Below are 15,641 nucleotides of genomic sequence, written 5' to 3'. Positions count from 1 at the left end.
GCGACGCCTCCAGCGGCTCAGCGCTTCGGCGGAACCCCGAGCTCCGTGAGCGCTTGCGTGGCTTCCTTGCGCTCCGGCGAGTTGGTCGGCGCGATCTCCATGAACTTCTTGTAGCGCTCGATGGCCTCGGCCTTCTTGCCGGACTTCTTGAGCACCTCGCCGGCGAGGAACTCCGCCGAGGCGAGCCAGCCGGGCCGCGGCTCCGCCTTTTCGCCTTCGTCGGCCGCAAAGAGCAGGTGCTTCGAGGCCTCGCCCATGTTGTTTCGTTCGAAGAGGAGCTTGCCGAAGCGGTAACGCCACGCGGGCTTGGTAGCGTCGGCGGCAATGGCCTTCTGCCAGTTCGCGAAGGCTTGCGCGGTGTCGTTCTTGTCTTCGTAACACTCGGCGAGCGCCGCGTAAGCGTCGATGCGCGAGGGCTTTAGCTCGATGGCGCGTTTGAGATCGGCGATGGCGTCGTCGAGAACACCTTGCTTGCGACCGACGACGCCCCGTTGCCAGTAGGCGTCGGCGAGGAGCTTGTCGATGGCGAGGGCCTTCTCGACCGACTCGCGCGCCACGTCGAGCTTGGCGGGGATGGCGTTGTTCGCGGCCCAACCCACGTAGAGGTGATATTCGGCGCGGTTGCCGTCGAGCTCGACGGCGCGCTTCAAGAAGCGCATCGCCTCGACCTGCGCAGGGCCCGACGGCTGAAGGAAGAGGGCTCGGCCGAGGTAGTGGTTCGCCTCCGCCGAGAGACCGCGCTTCTCGAGCACCTTGCGCAGGATCGGCACAGCATCGCCGGGCCGGCCGATGGCCGCGTAGGTGGCGCCCACGCGAAGCATGAGGTCGAGATCGTCGGGGGCTTTGGCGAGCGCTCCTTGAAACTGCTCGAGAGCCTTATCCATGTCGCCCGACTCTTCGTACAGAAGGCCGCGCTCGAGCGCGAGGCCCGGGTAGTCCTTGTCGACAGCGACGATCTTGTCGAACTCGGCGCTGGCGTCGGCCATCTTGCGCATGCGGCGCAACGTGACCGCCAACCGGAAGCGCGTGCTGAGGTCGGCCCCATCTTTTTCCAGCGCGGCGCGGAAGTGCGCGACGGCGCCGTCGTAGTCGCCCTGTTGCGCCGCCATGTCGCCGAGGGCGCGGCGCAGCGTCGCCGTGTCGGGCAGCTTGCTCTTGGCCTCGGCGAGCCGCAGGTTGGCTTCCTTCGCCTTGCCCTGCCCGCCGTAGAGCATCGCCAAGCTCACGTACGGCTGCACGGCGTCCGCGTCTTCCCGGTCCACGAGATCGACTGCGCTGATGAACTCCTTCTCGGCGACGGCCTTGTTGCCGAGGGCCAGCTCGGCGCGACCGAGCCAATAGGCCACGCGCCAATCCTTTGGGAACTTGGCGCGCGCCGCGGCGACCTGCGTCTTTGCATCCTGCAAGCGTTCCAGCGGAAGCTTCGCCTTGGCGGCGCTCACGATGGCGAGCACGCTGTTCGGATCGGTCTGCACCGCGGTCTCGAAGCGCGTAAGCGCCTCGGTGTAGCGACCGTCGCTGTAGAGCACTTCGCCTTGCCCCACCAGCGCCGAGACGTTGCGGCTATCGAGCTTCAGCGCCGCCTCGAAGGACGCGCGCGCTTCCGCCGAGCGACCACGCCCGACGTGGATCCATCCGCGGAGGGCGTGAGCCGACGCGTTCGCGCGAGGCGACCCGGCGTCCTTGGCCTCTCCCTCAAGCACCGCGGCGAGATCCGCCAAGGCCGGCGCTTCGTTCTTCTGCGCCCACGCCAACGAGGCCCGCAAGATGCGCGCGTCGGCGTGTTTCGGCGAAAGCTTCAGCGTCTCTTCGATGGACTTCTTGGCCGCATCAAGCTCGCGTGACACCGCGAAGGCGCGCGCGCGCCCGAACTCCACGCGAGCGGTCTTCGAGAACGTCTGCGCCTTGTTGAAGGCCTCGAGGGCGGCCTTTCCGTCGCTCGCCAAGAGCGCGAGCTCGCCGCGCAAGACGGCGATGTCCTCTTGCACCGGATCGGTGGCCTCGCGCTTGCTGACGGCTTCGAGGGCCTTGCTCGCCTTGTCGATGTCTGCGCCGAGGGCCTGCTGCGCCGCCAAGGCAGCGGGGAGGTATTTCGTATCGGGCGTGGCCGCGAGCTCCGCGAGCCACTGCTTTACGCGAGGCACGCGGTCGGCGGATGCGCCGAAGCGGAGCTGGTACTCGCACTCCACGATGGCGGCGTAGGCGGTGAGCGCGCGAGCGCGAGGCATCTCTTGATGCGCGGCGGCGGCGCGGTCGGCGGCGCTGCGCGCGTCGGCGTAGAGGTCGCTGCCGAGGCCACGACGCGAAGCGACGCCGACCTCCTGCACGCGACGCTCGTAGTCGCCAGCCTTCAGCGTGTCGGTGATGACGTTGCGGCCAAAGGCACCGAAGTTCGTGAGCTCCAGGGCCCCACCGCCTGCGACCGCGAGCGCAAAGAGTCCGAGGGCGATCTTTCGGCCGGGGCCGCGCTTGACCGGTTGCGGCCGCTCCTTTGGCGGCGCAACGGCCGCCGCCGTCGGAATGACCTGTTCGTCTGACGACGCGCCCGGTAGCGCCTCCTCGCCGGCTTCAGCACCGTCCCCTGCAACGCCAAACGCAGCCTCCTCCGTTTCGATGGGCTCGGCGCTTGGCGCCGTCGCGAGCTCGACCTCGCCGAAGCCGAGCCCGCCACCGTCGTCGGGCGGGAGCGAGCCCATGCGCGGCGGCGGAGCGGCGGCGGGCGGGACGCTGATCATTTCGAGCGGCGGAGGCGGAGGCAGGTCGAGATCGCCGAAAGAGAGATCCCCGAACGCGGGGGCTTTCCCGTCATCGCCCTTGGCCGGCGGAAGGTCGAGCTCGCCGAAGTCTTCTTCCGGCGGCGCGTCCATGGGGTCCGGCGGAACGGAGATGAACTCTTCCTTCTCGGCGGGCGCGGGAGGCTTCGGGGCGGCGCTCTGCGCGGCCGCGGCGGCCATCGGAGCCGGCGTCTTCTTCGAAGTGGGGAGGCTCTGCGCGGGCGATGGCAGCGCGTTTGCGGCCGAGGGAAGCTCAATGGCGGCAGCCGGGAGCGCGTCGGCGACGGTAGGCAAGGTCGCAGCGACCGCGGGCAGGTTCGCGGCCACTTGAGGGAGGTTTCCCGCGGGCGCGGTCGGCGCGGGAAGATCGCCCCCGAGCGAGGGCAGATCGATCTCGCCAAAGTCGGCCTCGTTCGCCTTGGGCGGCGGAAGGTCTTTGACCTGGCGGACCGGCAGTTCGGTCGGCTTCTTGATGGCGGGGAGCTGGCTGCCTGGCTTCGCGGCGGGAAGATCGTTGGCGACCTTCGGAGCGGGCAGGTCGTTGGCCTTGACCGCCGGAAGGTCGGCCTTGGGCTTCGCGGTCGCCGGCAGATCGTCCTTTGGCTTCGCCGCCGGAAGGTCGAGCGCGAGGCCGACGGGCGTGATCTTCGGAACGGGAAAGTCGAGGCCGAGCTCGCCGAATGAAACGGGCGCCTCGGCAGACGCGGGCGCTTTGGCGGCCGACCGCGGCAACGCCGGCGCGGTCACCTTTGGCGCGGGCGGCGGCCCGACACGTGGCGACGGCAAGGGCGGCGCGGCCTTCTTCGCGGCAGGAAGGCTGGCCGATTCCGGCTCGCGCGTGGCAGGGAGGCCAACGTCGTCGGACGCCTTGGCACCGAGGCCCTTTGCGATAGGCAGACCGATCTCCGAGTCGCGCGGGGCATCGCCGCGTGGCGGCGGCTCAGCCTTCTTCGCGGGCGGCGGCTTCGAGATGCCACTGCCGACGCCGAGCATCGTCGCCTGCATCTTGCGATTCTGAGCCGCGGCGGCCGCTGGTGCGGGGACGGGACTGTTGGGCGAAGGCCGGGCATGCGGATCGGGCGGCGGCACGGGCTCGCCGGAGCCAGCCATCACCACGAACGTGTGGGTACACTTCGGGCAGCGCATCTTGAGGCCTGTCGCCGGAATACGGCGCTCGTCCACTTGATACGGCGCCTTGCACGACTCGCACTCGACCCTAAGCATCAGCCTCCGAAAGCGTGCCTGAGGTGGGCGCGGAAGGCCAAACCCTCGACCTTTCCAAAGGCCTTGGCGAAAGGCCTCCGGGAACGTCCGAACCACGGAACGCAGCCATCTGGCGGCGAGGCTACCACACGTCCCACGTTCGCCCGCGGCCATGGATCGGGGAGTCACCAGTCCCGCAAACGGAGCAAATTCGCAGGGCAAAAAGGCGGGAAAAACTCCTGGTTCGGTCGCGTCCCCGTGGGTCGGGTTCTTGCACGGCAGGTGGCACCCCATGTTTTCCGCCCTTCGGAGTGCCCGCTTCGGGTTCTGTGCGCTCGCGGCGTCGCTGGTGTTCGCGACGGCCGCCTGCAGCGAGTCCATCGCCAAGAACGCCCGCGACGACCGCACGAACAGCGCGGGCCCCGCGGGCTCGTCGGAGACGGCGGGCACGCCGACCGGCACGGGCGGCCCGGCGCGCTGCACCGAGGCGGCCGCCACGACGCAGCTCGAGCCCGTCTACATCATGTTCGTCGTCGACGGGTCGGCGACCATGAACGAGTACGGCAAGTGGAGCGCCGTCACCGACAGCGTGAAGCTCATCGTCGATCAGGTAGCGGGGAACCAGGACGCATCGGTGGGCATCGGCATGATCGGCTTCGCCGACTCCATCGACCCGACAGAGGCGCCGACGAACCAAGGCATGTACGGCCCGTACCCAACAAGTTCCGACGTTCCCATCCGCTACGTCGATGCGACGCAGGCGGAAGCGCTACGAGCGCGCCTCGGGGGAACGCCCAAGGGTCTCACGCCGACCTTCAACGCGCTCGACGGCGCCTACAAGGCGCTTCGTAGCTTCACGCCGCCGGCGCCGCTTCAAGGAGGCGGTCGCAAGATCGTCGTGCTTATCACCGACGGCCTGCCCTACTCGGCGAGCGCGCCCGGCGTACCGTTCACCGCGGAAGAGCAAATGGCCTATTCGGTCAAAGCTGCGGAGGACAACGCGCGAGCCGCCGATCCGATCCTGACCTTCGCCGTCGGCGTGGGCTCGTTCCCCGGAGACTCCGACACCTACGATCCGCGCTTCCTCGGACGTATCGCGGCGGCCGGCGGAACGCGGCGCGCCGCCACGTGCGACCCCTTCGAGAACACGACGGCGACGAACGTCTGCCACTTCCAGGTCACCCCCGGCGTCGGCTCGCTCCAAGACCTGCGCGAGGCGGCCATCGACGCCATCAACTCGATTCGGCAGCAAACGGTGTCGTGCAACCTGAAGGTGAACCCACCGCCGGCAGGCTTCGAGCTCGATTCGCACACGATCTCGGTGCGGACGAAGAGCGCCGGCAAGACGTCCACGATCCTCCCAAGCGCCACGAACGGCTGGTCCGTCGACAACGCGGAGAAGCCGACCGTGGTGACGCTGAACGGCGAGGCCTGCCAAAATTTCCGGAAGGCCGGAGGGCAGATCGAGGTCCTCCTCGCTTGCAAGTAGCCGCGAAACGCCGCCCGCGAGCCCTCGGCGACGGGCGGGGGGCGCGGGCCGCCGAGACCGACCGTTAGCATGCGAAGTGTCGACCCCGGCGGGCACCATCCCGCCGGTGCCGTCGGAGGCGGTTGCTGCTGGATGCCACTCCCTTCCGCGAGCGATTGAGACCCGATCGTCTCACCGCACTTGAGGACAAAAGGGCTCAACGTGGGGGTTTACGCCCCCGTGGTAAGGGCCTCCGAGCGGTCTCGCGAAGCCCGTTCTTGGGTATTTTTTCGAGGATATTGGAATGAATGGGTAGGAAGAGGAGCGGCGGCGCGTTCCATGCACCAAGGTGCCACCCATGACCGCCCGAGACCGCCTGAAGAGCCGCAAGCCCGAGCCGCCGCAGCGTCCGTTGTCCCAGCTCCGCGTGCGCGCTCAAGGCTCCGGGGCCCGCATCTCGACGTTGCCGCCCCCGCCCTTCGAGCGTGAGATCGACGTGGCGGGCCTCGAGTGGTGGCTTGAAGCTCACATGAGCCTGGCGGGAAGCCTGCTCTGCGTGGAGCAGATCTTGGAGCCTGCGAGCGACAATTTCGAGCGCGCGCTCGCGGCCAGCCTGGAGCGGATTCGCGACGCCCTCTACGAACTGTATTGCGACGCGGCCGACCCGCGCCTTCACAACGTTGCCACGACGGGTGGCGCGCTCGCCGAGCAACTTCGCCCCATCTACCGAGCCTGCGAGGAGCTGGCGGCGCTGACGCTCGATCGCGACGCTGCGGTCGCGCGCGAACGTGTCGCGGGCCTCGAAGGCGCCTCCGTCACGGACGACTGGCTCAGCGCCCTCGCTATCGACGAGGCGAACCCGCTGGAGCCGCTGCGACGCCTTCGACGCGACCTCGCGGCGTTGCGCTCCGCGCTGGACTTGTGCGTGCGAATTTTGCGCCTCACGCCGTAGAAGAAAGCGCCGCGGCGCGACAGCCGCCTTTCGCGGCAGGCGGCGCGAACCGTTTTCGAGCCCGCTTGTGCCCGTGCTAGGACGCAAGGCGACCTTGCGCGCCTCGCCTCCCAACGCCAACACGTCCATGAAACGGGGCACCGTCACCGCGGCCTCCGCCGACCGCTTGGTCGTCGTGGGCGCGCGGCAGCACAACCTGAAGAACGTGTCCTTGTCGCTTCCCCGCGGCAAGCTCGTCGTGTTCACCGGCGCGAGCGGGTCGGGCAAGTCGTCGTTGGCCTTCGACACGATCTACGCCGAGGGGCAAAGGCGGTACGTCGAGTCGCTGAGCGCCTACGCGCGGCAGTTCCTCGAGCAGCTCGCCAAGCCCGACGTCGACCGCATCGAAGGCCTCTCGCCGGCCATCGCCATCGAGCAGCGCCCACTGTCCAAGTCGCCGCGCTCCACCGTCGGCACCGTCACCGAGATCGCCGACTACCTGCGGCTCCTGTTTGCGCGCGTCGGCGTGCCGCACTGCCCCAACTGCGGCAAGCGCATCGAGGCGCAGACGGTGCCTGAGATCGTCGATCGCATCACGCTGCTCGCGCCGGGCTCGCGCATTTCGCTCTTGGCGCCCATCGCGCAAGGCCGCAAGGGCGAGCTGAAGCTTGAGCTCGAGAAGCTGCGGCGCGACGGCTTCGTCCGCGCCCGCGTCGACGGTCAACTCGTCGACCTCGGCGACGACATCGAGCTCGATCGCACCCGCGCCCACGATCTGGACGTGGTCGTCGACCGCATCGTCATGAAGGACGGCGTCCGCGGGCGCCTCAGCGACAGCGTCGAGCTTGCGCTCAAGCTCGGCGAAGGCCGCGTGCTCGTCTTGAGCGAGGGAGAAGAGCCCTTGTGGCTCTCGGAACGTTTCGCGTGCGTCGACTGCGGCATCTCGCTCCCGCCCATCGAGCCGCGCATGTTCTCGTTCAACGGGCCGCACGGCGCGTGCCCCGCGTGTGACGGACTCGGTGCGCGGGTCGTCGTCGACGCCGAACGCATCGTGCCAGACCCGACGAAGACGCTGCGCGAAGGGGCCGTCGCCGCGTGGGGGCGCCGCGGCACCGTCGCGCTCGCGACCGAGGTGGCGCGCGCCGTCGACGCGCTGCGCATCAGCCCCGACGTCGCGTGGTCGAAGCTACCGGCCGACGCGCGACGACTCGTGCTCTTCGGTACGCGCGAAGGCGAAGGCGATGGCGCGGACGCCAAAGCCGCTCGAGGCTCACCGAAGAACCCGAAAAAGAAGGCTGCGCGGAAGAAGCCCACCTACTTGGGCATCGTGCACCGGCTCGAAGCGCGCGTTGCAAGCGCCGACGAGGACTCGGCCGACGGCGACGATCCCGACGCGAGCGAAGGCGCCCTCGCCGACGACGAGCTCGGACGCTTTCTCGTGTCGCGGGAGTGCAACGCGTGCGGCGGCCGGCGCCTGCGGCCCGAGGCCCTCGCCGTCAAGATCGACGGCCGCGACATCGCCGAGCTCGGGAAGACGGCGCTCCGCACGCTGCGAGGCTTCGTCGACGAGCTCAGCGGCGCGCCGTCGCGTTTCTCGCCTCGCGATCGGGCCATCGCCGAGCCGCTGCTCAAGGCCGTGGCGTCGCGCCTCGGGTTTCTCATCGACGTTGGCCTCGACTACCTGACGCTCGACCGAAGCGCACAGACGCTCTCCAGCGGCGAGGGCCAGCGCATTCGCCTCGCGACGCAGATCGGCGCGGCCCTCGTCGGCGTCCTCTATGTACTCGACGAACCGTCGGTGGGCTTGCACGCCCGCGACAACGCGCGGCTCATCGAGGCGCAGCTCCGGCTGCGAGATCTCGGAAACACGGTCATCGTCGTCGAGCACGATCGGGAGGCGATCCTCGCCGCCGACCACGTCGTCGACATGGGGCCCGGCGCCGGCGCGCACGGCGGGACCATCGTGGCCGAGGGCACGCCGCAAGAGATCCTGGAGAACCCAAACTCCATCACCGGGCCGTGGCTCTCGGGGGCGCGGCGCCTCGCCATCCCAAAGACGCGGAAGGCGCCGACCAAGGAGCGCGTCGCTGTGGTCAACGCGCGCGCGCACAACCTACGGGGCGTCCGTGGCGAGTTTCCCGTGGGCCTCCTGACCTGCGTCACCGGCGTCTCCGGCAGCGGCAAGTCCAGCCTCGTCGTCGATACGTTGCTGCCCGCCGCGAGGAGCCAGCTCTACTTTGCGTCGACCCCCGTCGGCGACTGCGACGCCGTCACGGGCCTCGACTTCATCGACAAGGTCGTCTCCATCGATCAGGCGCCCATCGGCCGAACGCCTCGCTCAAACCCCGCCACGTACACGGGCGTCTTCGCGCTCCTTCGCGACCTGTACGCGAGCCTGCCGGAGGCCCGCGCCCGCGGGTACAAGCCGGGCCGCTTCTCCTTCAACGTCAAAGGCGGGCGCTGCGAGTCGTGCAAGGGCGACGGCGTCCTTCGCGTCGAGATGCACTTTCTCCCCGACGTTTTTGTCGCCTGCGACGCCTGCGGCGGCCGGCGCTACAGCCGCGAGACGCTCGAAATCAAGTACCGCGGACTCTCCATCGCCGACGCGCTCGACCTCACCGTCGAGCAAGCGTCGGAGATCTTCCAGCCGATCCCGGGCATCCGTGAGCGCCTTCATGCCCTGGCGAGCGTCGGCCTCGACTACGTGACCTTGGGACAACCGGCGACGACGTTGTCAGGCGGCGAAGCGCAGCGCGTGAAGCTCGCCCGCGAGCTCGCACGACGAGCCACTGGGCGAACCCTCTACGTGCTCGACGAACCGACCACCGGGCTCCACTTCGCGGACATCGAGGTGCTCCTCCGCGCCATCATGGATCTTCGCGATCAGGGCAACACGGTGGTGGTCATCGAGCACAACCTCGACGTGGTGGCTTGCGCCGATTGGGTCATTGATTTGGGACCCGAGGGCGGCGACGGCGGCGGCGAAATCGTCGCCGTCGGCACCCCCGAGCAGGTGGCCGAGAGCGAGCGCTCGCACACTGCGCGGTACCTCCGAGAGGTGCTCGCCCGGGCGCAGCGCTGACGACGACGATCAGGATTTGGCGGTGGGCGCCGCCGGCTCCGGTGACGCACCGTAGATCGTCACGAGCTCGCCGACCAAGCGCTCGAGCCACGCACGGCGACCGTACGCGTCCTGCTCCGCGTCGAAGCGCGTGTCTTCGGCGAGGAGCAGGCCCTTCTCATCCTTAAGCTGCGTCTTCGCCGCCGGATAAAGGTACTGCGCCTCCTTCGACACGTGGCCGCGCTGGAACGCGATGAAGGCGCGGGCGAGCCGCTGAAGCTCTTCGTCGTCGGGAGAGCATCCACCCTGGCGGAAGCCGTGACGCCACAGCTCATGGAGCAGCTGTCGCTCGTGCTCGTGTTGCTCCTTGATGTGAGCCAAGGGGCCCGTGCCGGCGGCGAAGCCGTGCCGAGTGAGCGCTGGCAGGAGGACGCGCTCTTCTCGCTCGTGGTGCACCAGGTCGACGTATTCGCGAAAGAACACCAAGAACCGCGGCAGGTCGGCCGCCGGCGCTTTCGCGACGTCCCCCTTGGCTAGATCCAGGTAGCGCGCGAAGGCGTCCATCACATCGACGATGGTCCGATGCTCGTGCTCAAGGTGGGCGAAGAGTGCGTCCATTCGGCAAGCCTACCCAAAATCCCCTCGTTCACGATAGCGAGGACAAATCCGTCTTAACGCCCCTTCGCCTTGCACGGCCCCCCCCCGCGCGATAGCCGTCACGCCGAAGGGGGAGGCATCGGCGCGCGTTCGGCGTGCACTCGGGCGCGCGTCGGGCGCCCTGGCCGCCCCGAGGAGAATCCTGTGCAAGCAAACGTCCTCACCGCCGTCTTCCTCCCCTTGGCGCTCGGCATCATCATGCTGGGGCTCGGCCTCAGCCTGACGTTGGCGGACTTCAAGCGCGTCGCGCAGGTGCCACGCGCGGTGCTCGTGGGCTTGGTCTGCCAGATGGTGATCCTCCCCGTCGTCTGTTTCGGCATCGCCCGCGCCTTCGCGCTGCCGCCGGAGCTCGCCGTGGGCCTCATGCTCCTCTCGGCGTCGCCCGGCGGCGCTACGGCCAACCTCTTCAGTCACCTCGCCAAGGGCGACGTCGCGCTAAACATCACGCTTACGGCGGTCAACTCGGTCCTGAGCCTCTTCACGCTCCCGTTTATCGTCAATTTCGCGCTCCAGCAGTTCATGGGGGAGGGCAAGGTCCTCCCGCTGCAGTTCGACAAGGTCATCCAGGTCTTCGCCATCGTCCTCGTGCCCGTCACCATCGGCATGGCCGTTCGCGCGTGGCGCAGCGACTTCGCGAAGCGCCTCGACCGCCCCGTGCGCACCCTCTCGGCGCTCTTTCTCTTCCTCATCATCACCCTCACCATCGCGAAGGAGCGGGCCAACCTCGGCGACTTCTTCCGGCAGGTCGGCCTTGCCGCGTTGGTCTTCAACCTCGCCAGCATGGCCGTTGGGTTCTTCGTGCCCCGCGCCGTCCGCCTCTCGGGGCGCCAGTCGATCGCCATCGCCATGGAGATCGGCATCCACAACGGCACGCTCGCCATCGCCATCGCGTCGAGCCCGCTGCTCCTCGGAAACTCCAAGATGGCCATTCCCGCGGCCATCTACAGCCTGATCATGTTCTTCACGGCGGCGGCCTTCGGCTACGTGGTGCAGAAGCGCCGCGTGGCTGCCGAGCCGGAGGCCGTGGTCGCGGAGGCCTGAGTCCGCACCGGAGACGCAGCCTCCCACGAAGAAGCGACTTCCCTTCCGTTGGCCGGCCACGGTAAACGGGGTGTCGCGTGAAAACTGCTCAACTTCGAAACCCCTGTTTCCGTCTCCGAAAATCTCGCATCCAGGGTCGCGGCGCCTTCGCGACGCGGCTCATCCGTGAGGGCACGTGCATCGTCGAATACACCGGCGAGCGCATCAGTGACGACGAGGCCGAACGCCGCTACGACGACGACGCCTCAGACCGGCACCACACGTTCCTCTTCGCGCTGGAGAGCAACGTCAACATCGATGGTGCTGTCGGTGGCAACGAGGCGGCCTTCATCAACCACTCCTGCGACCCAAACTGCGAAGCCGTCGCCACGGACAAGCGCATCTACATCCACGCGCTCCGCACGATTCAGCCCGGCACCGAGCTGACATACGACTACCGATACGCTCGCCAGGGAACGACGGAGGCGGAAGCGCGGCGCATCTACCCGTGCCGTTGCGGGACGGCCGCGTGCCGCGGGACCATCTTGGCGCCGCTGAAGAAGAAGAAGAAGTCGGCGAAAAAGGCGCGCCGCGCCGCCCGCTGACGGTGTGGCCCTCAGCGTGAGGCGGAGCGCTTGTTCTTCTTCCTCTTCGCGAAGGAGAGCCAACGGGCCGACGGCAGCTCCGGCGCCCGGGCCTTGGCAAAGAGCGAATCGGTCGCGACGAGGTCGGCCTCGACGCCAGGGACCAAGAGCGCTGCGACCTCCATCCAGTCGCCTGCGACGTTCTCGAGATCTTCGCGGACTGGCAAGAGGTGAAAGCCCGGGTCGAAGTGGTGCTTCTTCTTGATGGTCTCCGCGTGGTAGCGACGACTGGCTGTTGCCGCCTCGCCACCGGAGACGCAAACGCGTCCCGTCTTCGAGGCCTCGACAAGCGTCATGCTGTCGCCGTCGAAGACGGAGACTTGGAAAGCATGGCGCGCCAGCACCACGGCGAGCTCCGAGATGCGCGGGCGGTCCTGCCCCGCTCGGCGTCGGACCATGAACTCGGAGTCGCTGAACTTCACGGCGGTCCACCCGCCGCGCGCGCCGAGGATGACGGCACGGAGCGACGGCGCGTCGTCTTTGTCTTTCACGCGTCCATACCCCTCGCGCTCGACCAACCTCGCGACCGTCTCTTCGAGGTGATCACGACGACACGTGTGCACGTACGTAACGCTTCCCCAATCACCCATGCGCGTCACCCATGCGTGCAGGCTATCAATCAGGGGCCCGCACTTCACCGTCGATGTTGACGCGATCGCGCTCGTTGTGGACGAGCGCAACCACGTCCTCGGCGTGAAGGCTCTCCGGCCCCACACTGAGGGGCGTTGCGCCACACGAGGCCAGGCGCTCGCGTGAAGCGTCGTCGACGCCGAGGTGGTCGCCGATGAAGAACGCGCGCTCGCACGAGGCGTCGAGCCGCTCGGCGCGAATGTCTTGTGCGCCTTGCTCGAGCACGTAGAGGCGCGGCGAAGAGGCCGCGAGATCCTCGAGCACGCACTCGAGGCCGCCGTTGGCAACCGCGACGCCGAGGTACTCGGAGGTGGCGAAGGTGCCGTCGACCACGGGCCAGTCGAGCGACTTCCGCAACCGCACCACCGCGCTTCGCTCGTCGGGGCGTAGGTACTTGGCGGACCGACCGTCGATGCGCACGGTGCGAGGCCCAACGGGCCCGCCGCCACCGAGCACGAGGTAGAGCATCACGTCACGTCGCACGCCGTGGGACGTCAGCATCGCCGCGCGAATGCAGCGCGCGAGGACGTCAAGGCGACCGCTCGTGCCGGGCACGTCGTCGAGGCCGAAGGCGCTCGAAGCGACGGCCGTGCGACCGAGGATGATGAAGCGATGCACGACCCGCGAGGCTCAACGTGGACGGTGCGTGAGCGAGCGCGGGGGGACCGAGCGCGGTCAGGCTCAGCCGAATCTCAGCCGTACTCTTTTTCGCGGTGCTCTTGGTCTTCTTTGCAACGGATGCAGAGCGTTGCCTCGGGCCGCGCTTCGAGGCGCTTGACCGAGATCTCTTCTCCGCACTCTTCGCAGGTGCCGAAGGTGCCCTCCTCGATCTTCTGGAGGGCCTTCGAGATCTTGTCGAGGAACGTCTTTTCGCGGCCTCGGAGCCGGAACGTGAAGGACTGGAGGTATTCGCTGGAGGCGAGGTCCATTTCGTCGGGCAAGTCGTTCGAATCGAGGGTCATGTCCTCTTCGAGCGTCTGCTTCGCCTTCTTGACGATCTCGTCACGCTTCTCGGTGAGCAGCGTCTTGAACTTCTTCATCTGCAGTTTGTTCACGGGATCGCTCCGGGCTTTTCGGGGCTGAGGGCTCTCGCGGCGGACCGCGAAAGGGCGATGGTACCTGAAGTGGATCTCATTTCCACGGACTCCTTAGAGGCAGAAGCATTGAGAATGAGACCGGTTTCCGCGGATGCGGCGACGGCACCCTCGCGAGGCACGCCTCGATGAGGGCCAAAGACGGTATGCATCCGAACTCGATCCGTCAACGGGGGTGTGCGCGCAGGCGTGGCTGACGCGGCTTGCATGCGCCGGTGCAAGGTGCGCCGGCTCTCTCGGGCGGGAGGTCGCGGCGATGGGGTATCGTCGCCTCATGACCTTGGTCATCGGTGTGGACGAAAACGGCCTCGGACCACGCCTGGGCCCGCTCATCGTCACGGCGGTGGCCATCGAAGCCGACCCCGCTGTCGCCGGCTCCGCCAAGGCGGCGCTCTCGAAGCCGCCGAGCAGCCTTCGGGGCCGGCTCGCCGACTCGAAGGAGCTCGTGAGCTACGGCGAGTCATGGCTCGGTGAGGCGTGGGCTCGCGCCATCGCGGAGCGCGCCGGTCTCTCCGTCACCAGTCCCGAGGCGCTCTTGCGCGGGATTTCGCTCCGGAGCGACCGCGACCTTCGTGCCCCCTGCCCTCCCCAGCACGAGACGCAATGTTGGAACACCCACGCGGAAGCCTTCGCGGCCGACGACGCCGCCGTGGCGCGGGCAAAGAAGGACCTCGCTCGCCTTGAACGTCGCGGCCTCAACGTGCGCAAGGTGCGCACAGAGATCCTTTGCACGCGGCGCCTCAATGACGCGGCGCGAGCCGGCACCTCGCGTTTCGCCGTTGACCTCCACGCGATGGAACGGCTCGTCCTGTCGCTTCGCGAAGAGCTGGGCCGCGACGTCACGGCGGTCTGCGGCAAGGTCGGCGGCTACGATCGCTACGGCGACGCTTTTGGGCCGCTCGCCGGCCGCCTCCACGTGGCCCTCGAGGAAGGTCGCGCGCGCAGCGAGTATCGGTTTCCCGGGCTTGGAACCATGGCCTTCGAGCGTGACGCCGACGAGAGTCACCTCTCCGTGTCGCTCGCTTCGCTCGTGGGCAAGTGGGCTCGCGATCTCTTGATGGGACGCATCGTGCGCCACTACCAGGGCCTCGCGGAGGGGGTGCCCGACGCCAGCGGCTACCACGATCCGGTGACGGCGCGATTCGTCCTCAGCACCGCGCTCGTTCGCAAGGACCGCGGCATCGATGGCGCATGTTTCGAACGAGAGGCTCGTGCCGGCGCGCCGCCGGCGGGCGCGAAACGAAAGGCCGCATCGCGTCGCGCCGAGAAGGCGTCGCCGTCGTAGCGCGCGCGACGCAAGGCCTCGCGAAGGAGCGACGCGCCCTCCGCGTCGACGTCGACGCGGCTTATCGAAAGTCCTGGATCGCCCACCAGGAGCCGTCGGCGGCGACGGCGAAGCCGCACGCCACGTAGCGGTACGACGGCGAGGACATCGTGTCGTAGTGGCCGCCGCCGGGACCCTCGCGCCACATCGCGTCGAGACAACCAGGGAGCGCTTGCGAGAGCGCGCCGGGCCAGCCGGGACACTCGTTCTGCGCGCCTTCGTTGCACTGGCCGAAGGCGCCGTGCGCGGTCTTCGACTGGCCGTCGCTAGCGGCTTGCTGGTCAACGCAGGCTTCCGCCGTGGGCGCGCGCATGAGCGCCGCGAGACCCAACGTGGCCCGGTACTGATTGATGCGCTGTACACAATAGTCGCGTGCCGCTGCGAGCGGGTCGTTGCTCACGGGTTGGCTGCCGGGAGCGCCCGGGCTCCCGGGCGCGCCGGGATAGTTGGGCGGATAGCTCGGATACGCCGGACCGCCAGGCACACCGGGCGGCGGCAGCGCGGAGCTGGGGGTGGTGGGGTAAACGATCCCGCCGTCGCTACCGAGCGACGCGAGGCCCGGCGACGGGACGCCGAAGGCGCCAGCGGCGGGCGCCGAACCGGCCCGCGCTTTGGGCGGCGTCGGCAACGGGGCCGACGCGATTTCACCTTCACTATCGGCCTCATGGCCGATGCTGGGGCTGCACGCCGCGAGGAGCACGCTGGCGGTGCTCGCGACGGCGACACCTGTCACTCGGCGGAAACGTGCGGCCATGCGGATCCATCGAGCAGGAAGCGTTCCCGCAAAGACTTCGCGTCGCACGCGCGCGCCGCGTCACGGCAGGAGCCGACGCGG

The 15,641-nt window shown here is 68.5% G+C and carries 12 protein-coding genes; 6 read left to right on the top strand and 6 right to left on the bottom strand.

Features of this window, described 5'->3' with window-relative positions; all coding sequences use genetic code 11:
* Positions 1-17 precede the first annotated feature (17 nt).
* Entirely contained in the window at positions 18-3,998 is a 3,981-nt protein-coding gene (locus tag IPG50_23505) for a zinc-ribbon domain-containing protein (protein MBK6695151.1), read from the bottom strand.
* Positions 3,999-4,269: 271 nt separating this feature from the next.
* Here IPG50_23505 and IPG50_23500 point away from each other — a divergent pair, with 271 nt between their 5' ends.
* The 3 genes from IPG50_23500 to uvrA all read left to right on the top strand — a co-directional run bounded on the left by IPG50_23500 (position 4,270) and on the right by uvrA (position 9,458).
* On the top strand, positions 4,270-5,466 hold the full coding sequence (locus tag IPG50_23500; GenBank protein ID MBK6695150.1) for a VWA domain-containing protein: 1,197 nt from the start codon (positions 4,270-4,272) through the stop codon (positions 5,464-5,466).
* A gap of 337 nt (positions 5,467-5,803) precedes the next feature.
* Entirely contained in the window at positions 5,804-6,397 is a 594-nt protein-coding gene (locus tag IPG50_23495; protein MBK6695149.1) for a hypothetical protein, read from the top strand.
* Between the two features lie 127 nt (positions 6,398-6,524).
* Positions 6,525-9,458: an excinuclease ABC subunit UvrA gene (gene uvrA, locus IPG50_23490; GenBank protein ID MBK6695148.1), complete on the top strand. Its 2,934-nt coding sequence runs from the start codon at positions 6,525-6,527 to the stop codon at positions 9,456-9,458.
* Positions 9,459-9,467: 9 nt separating this feature from the next.
* Here uvrA and IPG50_23485 read toward each other — a convergent pair whose 3' ends face one another.
* The gene (locus tag IPG50_23485; GenBank protein MBK6695147.1) at positions 9,468-10,055 is read right to left on the bottom strand and encodes a hemerythrin domain-containing protein; all 588 of its coding nucleotides are present in this window, start codon (positions 10,053-10,055) and stop codon (positions 9,468-9,470) included.
* Positions 10,056-10,238: 183 nt separating this feature from the next.
* Between IPG50_23485 and IPG50_23480 the strand changes: the two genes are divergently transcribed.
* Positions 10,239-11,135 carry a bile acid:sodium symporter family protein gene (locus IPG50_23480; GenBank protein MBK6695146.1) on the top strand — a complete coding sequence of 299 codons (897 nt, stop codon included), beginning with the start codon at positions 10,239-10,241 and terminating at the stop codon, positions 11,133-11,135.
* 77 nt (positions 11,136-11,212) lie between these two features.
* A complete protein-coding gene (locus IPG50_23475) occupies positions 11,213-11,719 on the top strand; it encodes an SET domain-containing protein-lysine N-methyltransferase (protein ID MBK6695145.1) in 507 nt (168 codons plus the stop codon).
* An 11-nt stretch (positions 11,720-11,730) separates the two neighbouring features.
* On the opposite strand, the gene IPG50_23470 is transcribed toward IPG50_23475, so the two are convergent.
* From IPG50_23470 to IPG50_23460, 3 genes are all read right to left on the bottom strand, one after another.
* Positions 11,731-12,348, bottom strand: a complete 618-nt coding sequence (locus IPG50_23470; GenBank protein MBK6695144.1) for a hypothetical protein — start codon at positions 12,346-12,348, stop codon at positions 11,731-11,733.
* A gap of 25 nt (positions 12,349-12,373) precedes the next feature.
* On the bottom strand, positions 12,374-13,006 hold the full coding sequence (locus IPG50_23465) for a tRNA (pseudouridine(54)-N(1))-methyltransferase TrmY (protein ID MBK6695143.1): 633 nt from the start codon (positions 13,004-13,006) through the stop codon (positions 12,374-12,376).
* A gap of 74 nt (positions 13,007-13,080) precedes the next feature.
* A complete protein-coding gene (locus IPG50_23460) occupies positions 13,081-13,443 on the bottom strand; it encodes a TraR/DksA C4-type zinc finger protein (GenBank protein MBK6695142.1) in 363 nt (120 codons plus the stop codon).
* Positions 13,444-13,738: 295 nt separating this feature from the next.
* On the opposite strand from IPG50_23460, the gene IPG50_23455 reads away from it, so the two are divergent.
* Entirely contained in the window at positions 13,739-14,767 is a 1,029-nt protein-coding gene (locus IPG50_23455) for a hypothetical protein (protein ID MBK6695141.1), read from the top strand.
* Between the two features lie 61 nt (positions 14,768-14,828).
* Here the strand turns inward: IPG50_23455 and IPG50_23450 are convergent, their stop codons facing one another.
* Entirely contained in the window at positions 14,829-15,560 is a 732-nt protein-coding gene (locus IPG50_23450) for a hypothetical protein (protein MBK6695140.1), read from the bottom strand.
* Positions 15,561-15,641: the final 81 nt, after the last annotated feature.

It is taken from the genome of Myxococcales bacterium (assembly GCA_016703425.1).
Taxonomy (GTDB): domain Bacteria; phylum Myxococcota_A; class Polyangia; order Polyangiales; family Polyangiaceae; genus JADJCA01.
Note: the sequence above shows the minus strand (reverse complement) of the source record. Positions and strands in the feature narration are given on the sequence as shown.